Consider the following 17546-nt stretch of genomic DNA (forward strand, 5'->3'; position numbering starts at 1 on the left):
GTGAATAAAACATTTAAAGCGGCCAGCCTGAGTCTTGCACTTATGACCTCTTCTTTGTTTGTGAATGCAGCAGAGGCGGCTCAGAAAATTGGTTACATTAACACGGCGCAAGTGTTTCAAGAGCTTCCTCAACGTGAAGTCATTCAACAAAAAATGCAAGAAGACTTTAAAGATAAAGCGGATGAGTTGAAGGCGATAGATGCCAAAGCCAAAACCAAGTTTGAAAAACTTCAGCGTGATGGCGAGTTGATGACATCTGAAGAAGTAGAAAAACTACGTATTGAGATTGGTCAGCTTAAGAATGAGTTCGAAATCAAAGCCAAGTCTTTTGATACTGCGCAGAAACGTCGTGAAGCAGAAGAGAAACAAAAGCTGTTTAAAGCGATTCAAGAGGCAGTGAAAAAAGTGGCCGAGAAAGAAGGTTATGACATCATTGTCGACATCCAAACCATGCAATACGGTAAGCCAGAATTCAACATTTCTGAGCAAGTTATTGACGAACTGAACTAAATCTTTATGACTACACTTTCGTTAGCCGAACTGGCGACCATTACCGGAGGTGTGCTACATGGGGACGAGTCAGCGACAGTCACCATGGTTGCACCGATGGATAAAGCACAATCAGGTCATGTCACCTTTTTGTCTAATCCCAAATATGCCAAGCATTTGGCACAGTGCCAAGCGACCGTGGTTATGGTCAAACAAGCGCAACGCGACCAAGCGAGTGGCAACGTTCTTGTTGTCGATGACCCATATGTCGCGTTTGCCAAAGTCGCGCAAGCTTTAGATACCACTCCTGCGCCTTCCAGCGACATTGCGCCTTCCGCGGTGGTTGCGCAAGATGCGAAACTGGGTAGTAATGTTTCGATTGGTGCAAATGCTGTGATTGAATCAGGGGCGGAGCTGGCTGATAGCGTGGTGATTGGCGCTGGCTGTTTTGTCGGTAAAAATGCCAAGCTGGGTACTAACACCAAATTATGGTCAAACGTTAGTATCTACCACGAAGTACAACTGGGTTCAGATTGTTTGGTACAAGCGAATACCGTTATTGGTTCTGATGGTTTTGGTTACGCGAACGAAAAGGGCGAGTGGGTGAAAATTCCTCAGCTTGGCTCGGTTCGTATTGGTAACCGAGTCGAAATCGGTGCTTGTACTACCATCGACCGAGGTGCGCTTGACGATACAGTTATCGAGGATAATGTGATTCTCGATAATCAGATCCAAATCGCGCACAACGTACACATCGGATATGGTACCGCTATGGCTGGTGGTACCATTGTCGCCGGCAGTACTACCATTGGTAAGTACTGTATCATTGGCGGTGGCAGTGTGATTAACGGTCACATCGAAATTGCCGATGGTGTCACCATTACCGGAATGGGAATGGTGATGCGCGGTATTGATGAAAAAGGGATGTACTCTTCAGGTATTCCTCTGCAACCCAATAAAGAGTGGCGTAAGACAGCGGCTCGCGTTCATCGCATTGATGAGATGAACAAGCGTTTGAAAGCTGTAGAAAAGCAGCTAGAGCACCGAGAAGACGCCTAGTTCTAATGGAAGTAAAAAAAGGCTCGCGTATTGCGGGTCTTTTTCATCTATAATGCCCGTCAGATAGAAATTAGCATCCAACATAGGAATATGACTTTGACTACTGAAAATAAAACGATGAACATCACTGAAATTCAGGAACTGCTGCCTCATCGCTACCCGTTTTTGCTGATTGATCGTGTCATCGATTTTCAAGAAGAAAAATATCTAACAGCGATTAAAAACGTTTCAGTCAATGAGCCTCAGTTTACCGGTCATTTCCCTCAACTTCCTGTTTTCCCAGGCGTACTTATCCTTGAAGCCATGGCTCAGGCGACGGGTCTGCTGGCGTTCAAATCGTTTGGTGCTCCGTCAGAGAACGAGCTTTACTATTTTGCTAGTGTGGATGGGGCAAAATTCCGCAAGCCGGTTGTGCCTGGTGACCAACTGGTGATTGAAGTAGAATTTATCAAAGAGCGCCGTGGCATTGCTGCATTCAAAGGCACAGCAAAAGTAGACGGTGAAGTTGTATGTTCAGCCGAGCTTAAGTGTGCTCGCCGAGAGTTTTAATATGATTCATGAAACAGCTCAGATCCATCCTTCAGCTGTCATTGAAGGAGACGTAACCATAGCAGCGAATGTGACTGTTGGTCCTTTCACTTATATCTCAGGCACGATTGAGATTGGTGAGGGCACCGAGGTCATGTCTCACGTTGTTATCAAGGGCCACACCACCATTGGTAAAGAGAACCGCATATTTCCTCATGCGGTGATTGGTGAAGAGAACCAAGACAAGAAGTACGGTGGCGAAGCAACCACCGTGGTGATTGGTGATCGCAATGTGATTCGCGAAGCGGTTCAAATTCACCGTGGCACAACACAAGACAAAGCCACGACTGTGATTGGTAATGACAACCTGTTGTGTGTCAATGCACATATCGCCCATGACGTCATCGTGGGTAACCACACGCATGTCGGCAACAATGCCATTTTAGGTGGCCATGTAACGGTTGAAGATTACGCGGGCGTCATGGCGCTGTCTGCCATTCATCCATTTTGTAAAGTGGGTGCGTACAGTTACATTGGTGGCTGCTCTGCGGTGGTCAAAGATGTTCCTCCCTACGTATTGGCGCAAGGTAACCACGCAACACCATTTGGTTTGAACCTGGTCGGTTTGCAGCGTAATGGTTTTGAAAAAGCAGAACTTCGCGCACTACGTAATGCGTACAAAGAGTTTTACCGTGCAGGCAAAACTCAGGCAGAAGCGAAACTCGCGCTGGAAGAGATGGCGAAAGACTGGCCGTCAATCAAACACTTTATTGAGTTTGTGGAAACCTCAGAGCGTGGCGTTATTCGCTAATTGCACGCTCACGTAAATAACAAAAGATCGTCGCTATTTGGCTGCGGTCTTTTTTGCGTTTTATAGCAATCCATCAATAGGTAATCGAACAATGGCAAAACCGCTAAGAATTGGAATTGTGGCTGGCGAATTGTCAGGTGATACGCTCGGTGAAGGTTTTATCCGCGCAATCAAAGCACAGTACCCTGATGCTGAATTTGTTGGTATCGGAGGGCCCAAAATGCAGGCTCTAGGGTGTGAATCGCTGTTCGATATGGAAGAGTTGGCGGTGATGGGCCTGGTCGAGGTGCTTGGTCGTTTACCGCGGCTGTTAAAAGTGAAAGCTGAATTGGTGCGCTATTTCAAAGACAACCCACCGGATGTGTTTGTCGGTATTGATGCGCCAGATTTTAACCTACGCCTCGAGCTTGACCTAAAACAGTCTGGAATAAAAACGGTTCACTACGTGAGCCCATCAGTATGGGCATGGCGTCCCAAACGTATCTTCAAAATTGATGCGGCAACCGATCTGGTTTTGGCTTTTCTACCGTTTGAGAAAGCGTTCTACGACAAATATAACGTCGCGTGTGAGTTTGTCGGCCATACCTTGGCGGATGCGATTCCACTGAAACCCGAACAAGCACCAGCAAGAGCAGAGCTCAACTTAGCGCCAGATAAAAAATGGCTCGCGGTTTTACCTGGAAGTCGTGGTGGAGAAGTGGGGCTAATTGCCAAACCCTTTATCCAAACTTGTCGTCAAATCAGACAAAAATACCCAGATATCGGTTTTGTTGTTGCAGCAGTGAATGAAAAACGCCGCCAGCAATTCGAGGAGATTTGGCAAGCTGAAGCGCCAGAGCTCGATTTTGTCATTGTCCAAGATACGGCGCGCAATGTCATTACTGCCTCGGATGCCGTGTTGCTCGCGTCAGGTACGGTCGCGTTAGAGTGCATGTTACTCAAGCGTCCTATGGTGGTGGGCTACAAAGTGAACCGACTGACCGGCTGGCTAGTGCAAAAGCTGGCGATCACTAAGTACGTTTCTCTGCCCAATATCTTGGCCGACGAACTGTTAGTGAAAGAGCTGTTGCTTGATGAGTGTGAACCAGAGTTCTTGGTTCCCGCTGTCGAAGAGATGTTAACCCAAGACAATCACGCTTTGATTGAGCGTTTTACCGCAATGCATCAGTTGATTCGTAAAGATGCGGATGTGCAATCTGCGCAAGCGGTCCTGAAGTTAATTGGTAAAGAGAATCACAATGACTAAGCAAGAATTAGCGCCTTTTGAGTACCCTGTTGGCTATCAATGTATTGCCGGTGTGGATGAGGTCGGTCGCGGACCTTTGGTTGGTGATGTCGTGACGGCTGCTGTTATTCTCGACCCGAATAACCCAATCGAAGGGCTTAACGACTCTAAGAAGCTGTCAGAGAAAAAACGCCTAGCGCTGCTGCCTGAGATCAAACAAAAGGCGTTAGCATGGTCGGTGGGCCGCTGTACGCCACAGGAAATCGACGAGCTGAATATCTTGCAAGCGACTATGGTCGCGATGCAAAGAGCCATCGCTGGATTAGCCATTCAGCCTGATTTGGCTTTGATTGATGGCAACCGTTGCCCCGAGTTAGCTATGGATGCTCAAGCGGTGGTGAAAGGCGACCTGCGTGTTGCCGAAATTAGTGCCGCCTCGATCATCGCCAAGGTTGTGCGCGATCAAGAGATGGAAGCGCTCGACAAGCTGCATCCTGAATTTGGTTTTGCTCAGCACAAGGGCTATCCGACTAAAGCGCACTTCGCAGCGATTGAACAGCATGGGGTGATCGCTGAGCATCGCAAGAGTTTTAAGCCGGTAAAACGCGCGTTAGGCTTGGAAAAAGGGGATGGGGAGATGCCAACTAATTAGGGTATATCTCCATAGCCATATCACGTAAAATACTTTCACTTTCTTTCCGATTAAGCACGATTTACGGAACTTTTCATGTCAGATCCTAAGTTTATCCACCTTCGAGTTCATAGTGACTTCTCCATGGTTGACGGCCTTTCCAAAGTGCCGCCTTTGGTTAAGAAAGTGGCTGAATTGGGCATGCCCGCCGTTGCATTGACTGACTTTACCAACTTATGTGGTTTGGTGAAATTTTACGGAACGGCACATAGCTGCGGTGTTAAGCCCATCATCGGCGCTGACTTTGTGATGCAATCGGCCGAGTTTGGTGATGAGTTGACCAAGCTAACCGTGCTTGCCGCTAACAATGTTGGCTATAAGAATCTGACTTTGTTGATTTCCAAAGCCTACCTTCGGGGGCATATACAGCACCAGCCAGTGATCGACAAAGAGTGGTTAGTTGAGCTGTCTGAAGGTGTGATTATTCTTTCCGGCGGCAAGAATGGTGAAATTGGCCGGGCACTGCTCAAAGGAAACCAGAAGATTGTCGATGAGTGTGTGGCGTTTTATCGCACTCATTTTCAAGACCGTTTTTATCTCGAGCTTACCCGCACCGGTCGTGCGGATGAAGAAACCTATCTCCATTTTGCCTTGGAACTGGCTGAGCAAGCTGATTTACCTGTGGTCGCCACCAATGAGGTGGTGATCTTAGAAGAGTCGCTGTTTGATGCTCACGAAATTCGAGTCGCGATTCATGATGGCTATACACTAGAAGATCCTCGCCGACCTAAAAACTACAGTCCTCAGCAATATCTACGCAGTGAAGAAGAGATGTGCGAGCTGTTCGCCGACATTCCGGAAGCGCTACAAAACAGTGTGGAAATTGCTAAGCGTTGTAACGTCACGGTACGCTTGGGCGAATATTTCCTGCCTGCTTTCCCTACCGAAGGGATGGAAGAGACCGAGTATTTGGTTATGAAATCCAAGGAAGGGTTAGAAGAGCGCCTAGAGTTTCTTTTCCCTGATCCTAAGGTGCGCGCAGAGCGCCGACCAGAGTACGATGAGCGACTAGAGGTCGAGCTAGAAGTGATCAATAACATGGGATTCCCAGGTTATTTCTTGATCGTTATGGAGTTTATCCAGTGGTCAAAAGATAACGGCATTCCGGTGGGTCCAGGACGTGGTTCTGGTGCCGGTTCGCTGGTGGCGTACGCACTGAAAATCACAGACCTCGATCCGCTTGAATACGATTTGCTTTTCGAACGATTCCTCAACCCGGAACGTGTTTCCATGCCCGACTTCGATGTCGATTTCTGTATGGATAAACGTGACCAGGTGATCGATCACGTGGCAGAAATGTATGGCCGCGATGCGGTTTCGCAAATCATCACCTTCGGTACGATGGCGGCTAAGGCGGTTATTCGCGATGTAGGGCGTGTACTAGGACATGGTTTCGGCTTTGTCGACCGTATTTCCAAGCTGGTCCCACCGGATCCTGGAATGACGCTGGAAAAAGCGTTTAAAGCCGAACCCGCTTTGGTCGAGCTGTATGAAAACGACGAAGAGATCAAAGAGCTGATTGATATGTGTCGCATCCTTGAAGGGTGTACACGTAATGCGGGTAAGCACGCGGGAGGGGTGGTGATCTCGCCAACCACCATTACCGATTTTGCGCCTATCTATGCCGATGCAGAAGGGCACTTTCCGGTCACTCAGTTTGATAAGAACGATGTAGAAACCGCTGGGTTGGTGAAGTTTGACTTCTTAGGACTTCGAACCTTAACCATCATAGATTGGGCGTTGGGATTAATTAACCCGAGGCTTGAAAAAGAAGGCAAAGAGCCGGTTCGAATTGAGTCGATTCCACTCGAAGATCAAGCTTCTTTCAATCTACTACAAAACTCAGAAACGACCGCGGTATTCCAGCTTGAATCACGCGGGATGAAAGAGCTGATTAAGCGCCTACAACCAGACTGTTTTGAAGACATTATCGCTTTGGTGGCGCTATTCCGCCCGGGACCATTGCAATCGGGCATGGTAGATAACTTCATCGACCGTAAGCACGGCAGAGAAGCGATTTCATATCCTGATGAAACCTGGCAGCATGAGTCGCTTAAAGAAACGCTTGAACCGACTTATGGCATCATCTTGTACCAAGAGCAGGTGATGCAGATCGCCCAGATTTTGGCCGGTTATACCTTGGGCGGCGCTGACATGCTGCGCCGTGCTATGGGTAAGAAAAAGCCAGAAGAGATGGCCAAACAGCGCGCTGTGTTCAAAGAGGGCGCAGAAAACAATGGCGTCGATGGCGAGCTGGCGATGAAGATCTTCGACTTGGTGGAGAAGTTCGCAGGCTATGGCTTTAACAAATCGCACTCCGCTGCCTATGCGCTGGTTTCCTACCAGACGTTGTGGCTGAAAACGCACTATCCTGCTGAGTTTATGGCTGCGGTTATGACCGCTGATATGGATAACACCGAAAAGGTGGTTGGGCTGGTGGACGAGTGCCTACGCATGAAGCTCAAAGTGCTGCCGCCAGACATTAACGCGGGTCTGTATCGTTTTAACGTCAATGAAGAAGGGGCAATTGTCTACGGTATTGGCGCGATTAAAGGGGTGGGTGAAGGGCCCATTGAAGCGATACTCGAAGCGCGCAATAAGGGCGGCCACTTTAAAGATTTGTTCGATTTCTGTGCGCGTTTAGACTTGAAAAAGGTCAACAAACGGGTCATTGAAAAATTGATTCTGGCTGGAGCGCTGGATCGCCTTGGGCCTCACCGCGCGGCAATGATGGCTTCGCTGAATGATGCGGTTAAGGCTGCCAGTCAACACCATCAAGCAGAAGCGTTTGGTCAAACCGATCTGTTTGGCGTGTTAACTGAAGCTCCTGAAGAAGTCGAACACAAGTACACTAAGGTGGAACCATGGCCAGAGAAAGTGTGGCTAGAGGGAGAACGTGACACACTTGGCCTTTATTTAACCGGTCACCCAATAAATGCCTACCTGAAGGAACTTGGTAAGTACACCAGTTGTCGACTAAAAGACGCCACACCGACTCGCCGCGATCAAAGTGTGACGGTAGCGGGGTTAGTTATCGCTGCTCGAGTGATGACGACCAAGCGCGGCACTCGAATTGGTATCATGACTTTAGACGACCGTAGTGGTCGTATGGAAGTGATGTTATTCTCCGATGCGCTGGATAGATACGCTGAATTGCTAGAAAAAGACAAAATTTTAGTGGTTTCAGGACAGGTCAGCTTTGATGATTTCAATGGTGGTCTTAAAATGTCGGCGCGCGAGGTTATGGATCTCGGTAGTGCGCGTGAAAAGTACGCGCGTGGTTTATCCGTTTCCATCGAACAATCGCAAATCAATGACCGATTTTTTGAGCGCTTTAGTCAAATCCTAGAGCCTCATCGGGCGGGGAGCGTCCCTGTCCATGTATACTACCAACGCTCAGATGCCCGAGCGAGATTAACGTTAGGTACAGAATGGCGTGTGACGCCGAGTGACGCTTTATTAGATGATTTAAAACAACTGCTTGGGAAAGGCCAAGTAGAACTCGAATTTAACTAAGTTTGGTGGTTCGCTGCCAAATAATAAAGGATCTATAGATGAGCCTGAATTTTTTAGAATTTGAAAAACCAATCGCTGAGCTGGAAGCAAAAATTGAAGCACTACGTGATGTCTCTCGTCATGGTGGTGACTCAGGTGTTGATCTTGAGAAAGAGATCGAACAGTTAGAGAAGAAAAGTTTAGAGCTTAAAAAGAAAACCTTCAGCGATCTTGGTGCTTGGGAAACGGCCCAACTTGCTCGTCATCCATTACGTCCTTACACATTAGATTACATCGAACATGTTTTCACTGAGTTTGATGAGCTGGCGGGTGATCGTCACTACGCGGATGACAAAGCGATTGTTGGCGGTATGGCGCGTCTTGATGGCCGTCCAGTTATGGTGATTGGTCATCAAAAAGGCCGTGAAACCAAAGAAAAAGTGAAACGTAACTTTGGGATGCCAAAACCAGAAGGTTACCGTAAAGCCTTGCGTCTGATGCAAATGGCGGAGCGCTTCAACATGCCAATCATTACTTTTATTGATACGGCTGGCGCTTACCCAGGTGTTGGTGCGGAAGAGCGCGGTCAGTCAGAGGCTATCGCGACTAACTTAAAAGTGATGGCTGGTCTGACGGTTCCTGTAATTTGTAACGTGGTTGGTGAAGGCGGCTCAGGTGGTGCTCTAGCTATCGGTGTTGGCGATTATGTGAATATGTTGCAGTACTCTACTTACTCGGTGATCTCACCAGAAGGCTGTGCTTCTATTCTATGGCGCGATTCAGACAAAGCACCGCAAGCGGCGGAAGCGATGGGTTTGATTGCCCCACGCCTTAAAGAGCTAGAACTGATTGACGAAATCATCGAAGAGCCACTAGGTGGTGCGCATCGCGATCATCGCCAAATGGCGGCCAACATGAAAGCGACCTTAGTTCGTCAGCTTGAAGAGCTGGAAGCGTTTGATAATGACACGTTATTGGATCGCCGTTATCAACGTTTGATGAACTACGGATACTGCTGATAAGTGATCAATGAATTAGGTAAAGGCTGAACTTAAGTTCAGCCTTTTTTATTGCCGATGATACACTAGGCTCAATGTTCCAGAGCAAAAAGCACTATGAGTTTACAAGTCACTTTTAACACCGTTATCGAACAGCACTTAACCACTGAAGGACGACTGGTTCTCGGGCTCAGTGGTGGTATGGACTCACGGGTATTGTTGGAGTTGATGGTCAACTTCGCGCGAAGTCGAGAGGTAGATTGTATTGCTGTGCATGTTCATCATGGCTTAAGTGCTAACGCTGACCTGTGGGCGCAACGTTGTAGAGACTGGTGTCAATCACTCAATGTGCCCTTGATGATTGAACACGTGCAAGTGGAGCAAGATGGACAGAGTTTAGAAGAGCGTGCTCGGCAACTGCGTTATGCGATATTGCGCCCCTATATTCACAACAATGATTTGTTGCTGACTGGGCATCATGCGGATGATCAGTTAGAGACATTACTACTGGCGTTAAAGCGCGGCAGTGGGCCTAAAGGGTTGTCGTCGATGGCGTTAGCGATGCCGTTTGGCCACGGACAACTGGTTCGGCCGCTGTTGTCAGTGACGCGAGACGATATTGAACAATACGCGCAGCAGCAAAACCTTGAGTGGAACGAAGATGAGAGTAATCAAGATCCACGTTTTGATCGTAATTTTCTTCGCCATCATATCGTGCCACAACTTGCCAAGCGTTGGCCGCATATCCAACAAGCTTCGTTAAGAACGGCGCAACTCTGTTACGAGCAGGAATCACTACTTGATGAGTTGTTGGCAGAGCCGTTTGCACAGGCATTGAGCAGTGATCTGAGTTTGGATATAGAGACGTTAATTAAAGTCAGCGAAAAAGTGAGGATGAGGCTGCTCAGAATGTGGCTGGAGCATCTATCTGTGCGCATGCCTTCGCGTGAGCAGCTCAAGCTGATTTGGCAACAGGTTGCGCTGGCACAGGCTGATGCCAATCCACAACTGCAACTTGAGCAGGCTCAGGTTCGCCGTTTCCAAGGGCGACTGTACTTAGTGCGCCAATGGCAATCGCTACAAACATGGCAACAGAGCTTGACGCTTGATTCTCCTTTATTGCTGCCTGATGGGCTAGGCACGATCCATCTTCGGCCAATGGCGAGTGGTCAGTTGTCACTAGCAGCGCTAAGCCAAGCTGAGTTGAGGGTGACGTTTGAGCCGCAAGGGCTGTCGGCCCATCCGGCTGAGCGTGTTCATAGTCGCAAACTAAAAAAATTATTCCAAGAATATGGTATTCCAAGCTGGCTTAGACGTAGAACGCCTATAATCCTGTGCGGAGAGCAGGTGGTTGCCGTGGGTGATTTGTTTATCGATCGCCAGTTTACCGGTCAAGATTGTGAACTTGTCTGGGACAAGCTGCAACAGATTGTGTAAAACTATATAGATAAAAACGTACAACTATCATGGAATTATAAGGAAGAGCAATGAAGAAAATCGCTATTGGAATGGTAATCGGTTTAGGTTTAATCAGTGGTCAAGCATTCGCAGCGGGTGACATCGAAGCGGGTAAAGCCAAAGCCGCGGTCTGTGCTGCCTGTCATGGCGCTGATGGGATGGCGGTTATCCCTGGTTACCCACACCTCAAAGGCCAAAACGAGCAGTACTTGGTCTCTTCACTCAATGCTTATAAAGCGAAACAGCGCAACGGTGGTTTGGCTGCGGTCATGCAAGCTCAAGCAGCAATGCTCAGTGATGCTGACATTGCCAATCTAGCAGCTTACTACGCTAGCTTGAAATAAGCCCCGATTAGAAATCAGCCCGAGCCGTGATGCTCGGGCTTTTTATTGCCGGATGTTCGTGGAATAATAGCAACAATAACCATAGTTTAAGGGAAGAACATGAAAAAGATCGAAGCCATTATTAAACCGTTCAAGTTAGATGACGTTCGTGAAGCTTTGGCCGAGGTCGGCATTACCGGTATGACAGTGTCTGAAGTCAAGGGATTTGGTCGCCAAAAAGGGCACACAGAGCTGTATCGTGGTGCGGAGTACATGGTCGATTTCTTGCCAAAAGTGAAATTGGAAATTGTGGTCACCGATGACGTAGCCGATCAATGTGTCGATACTATTATCGAAACGGCGCAAACAGGTAAGATTGGTGATGGCAAAATCTTTATCACTGATGTTGAGCGTATCGTTCGTATTCGTACTGGCGAAGAAGACGAAGACGCCATCTAATTCAAACATCCGAAAAAGAGCCCTATGGCTCTTTTTTACTTTTATCCGCTTATGAAAAAATTGCGACTTATTGCTTCTGTTTTCGTGTTGAGCTTAGCGACTTGGGTCGGCTATCAAACGGTGTTCACCTTACCGAATCAGTCGCAAATTCACTCTATTTCATCGCAAGGCATTAATTTGTCGTTGCACTGTTTCGAAAACAGCAACGCCAAGGTACTCGATGACAACGGTTTGCTGAGTGTGCTGGTGTGGAACATCTATAAGCAGAACAAATCAAACTGGCAATCGAGCTTAGACAGCCTGACTGAGGGAAAACAGTTGGTGTTATTGCAAGAAGCCAGTATGACACCAGAGCTCATCGATTGGATCGCTGAGCGGCAATGGTTTGCTAGCCAAGTGGATGCGTTTAAAGCCTTCCAAACCTCAGCAGGGGTTCTCAATCTCTCTTATGACTCACCGAGTAAAGCGTGCGCCTATACCGAGCTTGAGCCGTGGCTGAGGCTGCCTAAATCAGCACTGTATGCTTTGTATCCGCTTTCTAATGGACAGCAACTGGCGGTGGTCAACATACATGCGGTCAACTTTACCTATGGAACGACAGAGTATCGTCGTCAGTTGGGCGTGCTGGTGAATGAACTGCAACAACATCAAGGTCCGATTATTGTCGCTGGCGATTTTAATAGTTGGAGCGAAGAACGTTTGGCTGTGATGCAACAGGTGCTCGCGCAGCTTGAACTCAATGAAGTGGCCTATCAGCCGGATTTACGCACCCAATTTATCACTGGCTTAGCGCTCGATCATGTCTTTTATCGCGGTTTGACCCTAAAAACAGCAGAGGCGCCGAACACCGACGCCTCTGATCATAATCCATTGTTGGTCTCTTTTCGTCTCGCTACGCAATAACGATATACACAGCCCAAATAAGGTAATAGGCCACCCAAGGTAGCGCAGATATCACCAAGGCTTGGCCGCGCTCGAACTCAGTCCAAGTACCGACAGCCGCGTAGCCGAGAACAATGTACCATGGCAGCAACAGTGGGAATGAGCTGGCAAACTGAGACCAAGGGTTAGTCAGTGGCAACTTGAGCAAACCATTGAGGCTATTAAGATCCGCTGCATAAACCAACACTTGACCATGCTTGAGCAGCACACTGACATAACTCGCCAGATCGCCAACAATTGCCGGGAAGGTAATCACCGCACTGGCGGCAAACCACTTCCAAAAGCCGTGCTGATGCTGACTTGGTTTGGTGGCCAGGTTGAACCAAAACGCCAGCATCAAGATAGTTAAGGTGCGTCCCGCAATGTCACTGATGATTTCACTTGCCATCAGCGTATCGGCATCGAGCAGCTCTAGTTGGGCTGGGTTGGTGACCGCCAGTTGGCCTTCGAGCGTTTGTTTGAGCCAGTCAAAGTTGACCATGTCAAAGTAGGCACCCCAAAACAAAAAGGGGGACAAAATTAAAAAGATGTAGGGCTGCCAACCCCAAGCGCCGCGTTGATAAAGCGCTAAGAAACAAGCGCTCGGCGAACGAAAAATATCGACGAGCATAACGAGGGGGTTACTGGAAGGGGTCATACACTTACCTTAGTGACATCGACATACAGCTTTAACTTTTGACCAGGCTTGAGATACTTCTGTTTGCTTAGGTCATTCCATTTCACTATGTCTTTGGATTTAACTTTAAATTTATTGGCAATACCGCTGATGGTGTCACCGCTGCGCACGTTGTAAAACACGGTGCGGATAATGGCGCCATCGGAACTGTTCTTCCAAATCACCAGTTTTTGGCCGACTCGTAAGGTATCTCTTGGACCCATACCGTTCCATTTAGCTAGCGATTGATGCGAGACTTTGTTGGCGCGCGCGATGGACCACAAACTGTCCCCAGAGGCAACAGTATGAGTCAATTTATATTTACCGCGCGCTGTGGCTTGCGTTTTCGCTAGGCGATTAGTCGCGCTCAGTGTGTACGCTTGATCATCCTTGGTCGAGGTCGGAATCATCAAATGCTGACCCACTCGGATGGTATTGCTCTTGAGATTGTTGGCGCGACGAATCACTTTGCTGGTGGTGTTGTACTTGCTGGCCAGTACGCTTAACGTATCCCCTGATTTGACCTTGTAGCGCACCACTTTCATGCCTTTACCACGGTTCGCATCTGCGGCTTGATTGAACTTAGTTACGCTGTCGACAGGTAATAACAGTTGATGCGGTCCGTCTGGCGCTGTTGCCCATTGATTGTACGCTGGGTTTAAGCTTTGCAATTGTTTTACTGAGATGCCAGCGTAGTTGGCGGCAATGGCCAGATCAAGCTGCTCTTTTGGATCAACCAGCTCGACCACTTGGCGGTTGGCGATGGCTGGAATCTCGATGCCGTAGTGCTGCTGATTGGCGACGATGTCAGCCAGCGCGAGCAGTTTTGGCACGTAGCCACTGGTCTCTCTTGGCAAATCCAGTGAGAAGAAGTCGGTTGGCTTACCCAGTTTTTTGTTTTTGCGGATAGCGCTAGAGACGCGACCACCACCACTGTTATACGCGGCAATTGCGTGGTTCCAATTACCGTCAAAACGCTTGTTCAGATAGGTGAGATAATCGAGCGCAGCATCGGTTGCTGCGGCAACATCACGTCGGCCGTCGTACCAGAAATTCTGCTTCAAACCGTACATCTCGCCGGTGCCTGGCACAAACTGCCACAAGCCCGCAGCACTACCGTGAGAATAGGCAAAGGCATCGAAAGAGCTCTCGACCACAGGCAGTAGTGCCAGTTCGAGCGGCAATCCACGCTGCTCGATTTTTTCAGTGATCAGATAGAGAAACGGTTCGGCGCGTTTCGATACGGTTTTTAGATGATTGGGGTGCTTTAAATACCAAGTTCGGTAGTAATCGACACTTTTGTGCTCTGGAATGGGCAACTCTAATTGCATAGCAATCCGCTGCCACACATCCTGCTGAGTTTGTGGCGTCACTTTAGGATGCGGTTTAGCCACAGGCTTCACCACTTCAGTCTGAGGCTTGATTGGATGTGTTGATGTTGGTTGATTGGTGTCTGGAGTAACGGCTTCTCCAGTCTCTGTCGGCTGGGTAAGCTGACAACCTGCTAACAGAAGTGCTAATACCCAGCTGTGTTGTACTCGCATTTCACAGCCCTTTTTGTTTTTGGCTGGTGATAATACTTGTCACAATAACGAGGTGACAAGCAGCAAATCGTTAAAATTCGTTCTTCCACTCACGTAATGCAGTAAAAATGGCGAGTGGGTCGGTTTGTGAAGTCCGATTTGCGACCGAGCGCATTACGCTAGGCTGATCGGTGCGTAAAAAAGGGTTGATCCACTTTTCACGACCAATTGTGGTGGGGAGGGTGGGCTGGTTTTGTGCTCGTAGCCGATTCACCTCATCGCGATATTTGTGTAGTTGCGCATTATCCGGCTCCACCGCCAATGCAAAGGCGACGTTACTTGCTGTGTATTCATGGGCGCAAAAGACCTCAGTTTCCTGTGGTAGCGCAGCCAATTTCGACAGCGAGGTGTACATCTGCTCCATCGTGCCTTCAAAGACACGTCCACAGCCGGCAGAAAAAAGTACATCGCCACAAAACAGTTTTCCATCGCCGACATAACCAATGTGACCTGCGGTGTGACCTTCTAAGCCGAGGACCAGAAACACTTCATCGAACAGCTCGATCTGCTCTCCGGGATCAACCGCGTGGGTTAAGGTTGGAATGGGCTCATTAGCTGGGCCGACCACATCGACATTCGGAAACTGGCGCACTAACTCGGACACGCCACCAATATGGTCATTATGGTGATGGGTAATTAATATCGCTTCCAAACTCAGTTGGTGCCGTTCTAGGTAAGCTAAAACTGGAGCGGCATCACCTGGGTCAACTACTGCACAACGCTGATCGCTATTTTCAATTAGCCAGATGTAATTATCGTTAAATGCGGGTATGCTTTTGATATTCAACATGGTTGTTTCTCCCGTTAGCAGAGTGAAGCAGGTTAACTATGAAGCCAGCGCGTAGCAAGAAGAAGTTTGAAAAGCCTCATTCATGGTCTCAGCTTAAGAATGGCCAATGGGTCAGTGAGTCTATCCAAACGCGCATCGACGAGTGGTGTCCGAAGTTATTTGGTTATCATCTGCTCAAACTCGGCGGCCTCAGTTGTGAGTTAACCAGCTTCAATTGCAACATTCAACATCAAGTTCATCTCGATACGCACAATCCCTTACACAACGTCATCGCCGACTGTTATGAACTCCCTTTTATTGAAAAAAGTTTTGATACCGTGCTGGTGGCTCATCAACTTGATTACTGCAGCGATCCTCACCGTCTACTGCGCGAAGTTGACCGAGTGATGATGGATGATGGCTATCTGATTATTACTGGTTTCAACCCGTTGAGTTTCACCGGGTTGGCAAGTTTGATGCCGTGGAGAAAAAACAATTTGCCTTGGAGTGGGCGGATGTTTACCCCGAATCGAGTCAAGGACTGGTTAGGACTATTGAACTATCAGGTTATTGAGTGTGACCGCTATGCGTTATTTCCTATGCAGCGCTATCGCACTATGTGGACTTGGTTAGAAAACAGTTTAGGTGATTGGGCGGCGCCGATGGGCAGCTTGTACTTTATTGTGGCGCGAAAACGAACCTATCCACTTAAACCATTGAAGCCGCACTGGAAGCTAAAACGAAAATTGACGCCACTGGGCGTCAATTACAAGCTGTCGAGCCGTCAACATCGACAAGGTTAGTTGGCAGCGATGTATCCGCTGTCTTCTTCGGTTGGGTTTTCTGCGGCAGCGCGAGCGAGCTCATCGCACATCTCGTTTTCGCGATGGCCTGCGTGCCCCTTGACCCAACGCCAGTCGATTTGGTGACGCTGAGTTTCGGCATCGAGCGCTTGCCATAAGTCGGCATTTTTGACCGGCTTTTTATCGGCGGTTTTCCAGCCGCGCTTTTTCCAGTTGTGGATCCACTGGGTGATCCCTTGGCGAACGTATTGACTGTCGGTGGTGAGGATGACATTGCACGGCTCTTTGAGGGTTTTCAGAGCGACGATGGTGGCCATCATTTCCATGCGGTTATTGGTGGTGAGCGTGTAGCCCTTAGCTAAGGTTTTTTCGGTTTGCTTGTAACGCAGCACGATGCCGTAGCCCCCAGGCCCCGGGTTGCCTAAACAAGAGCCATCAGTGAAAATTTCCACCTGTTTCGTCATGATTTGATACTATTGGGTTAAGCATATTATTGGCATAGTCTGACACACATTTTGTTATGAATACTAGCAACAATTCAAACCAGCATCGTATTGTCGTTCTCGATACCGAAACGACAGGTATGAACCGTGAAGGTGGCCCTCACTATCAAGGGCATCGGATTATCGAAATCGGTGCGGTTGAGATCATTAACCGTAAACTGACAGGACGACATTTTCACGTTTACATCAAGCCAGATCGTGAGATCCAACCTGATGCGGTGGAAGTCCATGGTATTACCGACGAGTTCTTGGTTGATAAGCCAGACTATCGCGATGTACACAGTGAATTTCTCGAGTTCATTAAAGGCGCGGAACTGGTCGCACACAATGCGCCCTTCGACGTCGGCTTTATGGACCATGAGTTTGCAATGCTCGACGCCAGCATTGGCAAGACGGTCGATTACTGTAAAGTGACCGATACCCTGGCCATGGCGAAGAAGATCTTCCCGGGCAAGCGGAACAACCTCGACATCTTATGTGATAGATACGGTATTGATAACTCACATCGAACCTTGCACGGCGCATTGCTCGATGCGGAGATTCTCGCCGATGTCTATTTGTTGATGACGGGCGGACAAACCTCATTGCAATTTAACGCAGGAAGCGCCAATGATAGTGGCGGTGAAGAGATAAAACGTGTCGCCAGCGGACGGAAACCGCTAAAGGTTTTGCATGCTTCTGCCGATGAATTAGAAGCCCACCAAAATAGATTAGATATTGTCGAGAAAAGCGGAAGCTGTCTCTGGCGTCAGTAG

Annotated in this window: 18 protein-coding genes; 14 read left to right on the top strand and 4 right to left on the bottom strand. The window is 48.4% G+C overall.

Translation table 11 applies throughout. The annotated features are described in order from the left end of the window. From MTO69_RS03160 to MTO69_RS03215, 12 genes are all read left to right on the top strand, one after another. Positions 1–510 (top strand): OmpH family outer membrane protein, encoded by a 510-nt coding sequence (locus tag MTO69_RS03160; protein ID WP_432715643.1) that lies wholly within the window; start codon positions 1–3, stop codon positions 508–510. A 6-nt stretch (positions 511–516) separates the two neighbouring features. Next, a complete protein-coding gene (gene lpxD, locus MTO69_RS03165) occupies positions 517–1548 on the top strand; it encodes a UDP-3-O-(3-hydroxymyristoyl)glucosamine N-acyltransferase (protein WP_248331063.1) in 1032 nt (343 codons plus the stop codon). Positions 1549–1644: 96 nt separating this feature from the next. Continuing rightward, positions 1645–2097: a 3-hydroxyacyl-ACP dehydratase FabZ gene (fabZ, locus tag MTO69_RS03170; protein WP_006881546.1), complete on the top strand. Its 453-nt coding sequence runs from the start codon at positions 1645–1647 to the stop codon at positions 2095–2097. Position 2098: 1 nt separating this feature from the next. Beyond that, complete coding sequence (gene lpxA, locus MTO69_RS03175; RefSeq protein ID WP_248331065.1) at positions 2099–2887, top strand: acyl-ACP--UDP-N-acetylglucosamine O-acyltransferase; 789 nt, start codon at positions 2099–2101, stop codon at positions 2885–2887. A gap of 91 nt (positions 2888–2978) precedes the next feature. After that, positions 2979–4133 (top strand): lipid-A-disaccharide synthase, encoded by a 1155-nt coding sequence (gene lpxB / locus MTO69_RS03180; protein WP_248331067.1) that lies wholly within the window; start codon positions 2979–2981, stop codon positions 4131–4133. Beyond that, positions 4126–4764, top strand: a complete 639-nt coding sequence (gene rnhB / locus MTO69_RS03185; RefSeq protein WP_248331069.1) for a ribonuclease HII — start codon at positions 4126–4128, stop codon at positions 4762–4764. Before lpxB ends, rnhB begins: the two co-directional genes overlap by 8 nt. A gap of 75 nt (positions 4765–4839) precedes the next feature. After that, positions 4840–8319, top strand: coding sequence for a DNA polymerase III subunit alpha (gene dnaE, locus MTO69_RS03190; RefSeq protein ID WP_248331071.1), 3480 nt, complete (start codon positions 4840–4842; stop codon positions 8317–8319). Between the two features lie 38 nt (positions 8320–8357). Then, positions 8358–9317, top strand: a complete 960-nt coding sequence (accA, locus tag MTO69_RS03195; RefSeq protein ID WP_248331073.1) for an acetyl-CoA carboxylase carboxyl transferase subunit alpha — start codon at positions 8358–8360, stop codon at positions 9315–9317. Positions 9318–9413: 96 nt separating this feature from the next. Continuing rightward, positions 9414–10733, top strand: coding sequence for a tRNA lysidine(34) synthetase TilS (tilS, locus tag MTO69_RS03200; protein ID WP_248331075.1), 1320 nt, complete (start codon positions 9414–9416; stop codon positions 10731–10733). Between the two features lie 50 nt (positions 10734–10783). After that, positions 10784–11098, top strand: a complete 315-nt coding sequence (locus tag MTO69_RS03205; protein ID WP_248331077.1) for a c-type cytochrome — start codon at positions 10784–10786, stop codon at positions 11096–11098. A gap of 99 nt (positions 11099–11197) precedes the next feature. Next, positions 11198–11536 carry a nitrogen regulatory protein P-II gene (gene glnB / locus MTO69_RS03210; protein ID WP_004744805.1) on the top strand — a complete coding sequence of 113 codons (339 nt, stop codon included), beginning with the start codon at positions 11198–11200 and terminating at the stop codon, positions 11534–11536. 51 nt (positions 11537–11587) lie between these two features. Beyond that, entirely contained in the window at positions 11588–12439 is an 852-nt protein-coding gene (locus MTO69_RS03215; protein ID WP_248334316.1) for an endonuclease/exonuclease/phosphatase family protein, read from the top strand. Here the strand turns inward: MTO69_RS03215 and MTO69_RS03220 are convergent. From MTO69_RS03220 to gloB, 3 genes are all read right to left on the bottom strand, one after another. Then, the gene (locus MTO69_RS03220; protein ID WP_248331079.1) at positions 12429–13115 is read right to left on the bottom strand and encodes a YIP1 family protein; all 687 of its coding nucleotides are present in this window, start codon (positions 13113–13115) and stop codon (positions 12429–12431) included. The genes MTO69_RS03215 and MTO69_RS03220 overlap by 11 nt on opposite strands. Next, positions 13112–14677 (bottom strand): lytic transglycosylase, encoded by a 1566-nt coding sequence (locus tag MTO69_RS03225; RefSeq protein WP_248331081.1) that lies wholly within the window; start codon positions 14675–14677, stop codon positions 13112–13114. Before MTO69_RS03225 ends, MTO69_RS03220 begins: the two co-directional genes overlap by 4 nt. Before the next feature lie 70 nt (positions 14678–14747). Beyond that, positions 14748–15506, bottom strand: coding sequence for a hydroxyacylglutathione hydrolase (gene gloB, locus MTO69_RS03230; protein ID WP_248331083.1), 759 nt, complete (start codon positions 15504–15506; stop codon positions 14748–14750). Between the two features lie 38 nt (positions 15507–15544). Here gloB and MTO69_RS03235 point away from each other — a divergent pair, with 38 nt between their 5' ends. Beyond that, on the top strand, positions 15545–16288 hold the full coding sequence (locus MTO69_RS03235) for a class I SAM-dependent methyltransferase (RefSeq protein ID WP_248331085.1): 744 nt from the start codon (positions 15545–15547) through the stop codon (positions 16286–16288). On the opposite strand, the gene rnhA is transcribed toward MTO69_RS03235, so the two are convergent. After that, complete coding sequence (gene rnhA, locus MTO69_RS03240; protein ID WP_248331087.1) at positions 16285–16752, bottom strand: ribonuclease HI; 468 nt, start codon at positions 16750–16752, stop codon at positions 16285–16287. The genes MTO69_RS03235 and rnhA overlap by 4 nt on opposite strands. A gap of 56 nt (positions 16753–16808) precedes the next feature. On the opposite strand from rnhA, the gene dnaQ reads away from it, so the two are divergent. Further along, complete coding sequence (gene dnaQ, locus MTO69_RS03245; protein WP_248331088.1) at positions 16809–17546, top strand: DNA polymerase III subunit epsilon; 738 nt, start codon at positions 16809–16811, stop codon at positions 17544–17546.

The sequence above is a fragment of the Vibrio sinaloensis genome, from assembly GCF_023195835.1.
GTDB lineage: Bacteria > Pseudomonadota > Gammaproteobacteria > Enterobacterales > Vibrionaceae > Vibrio > Vibrio sinaloensis_C.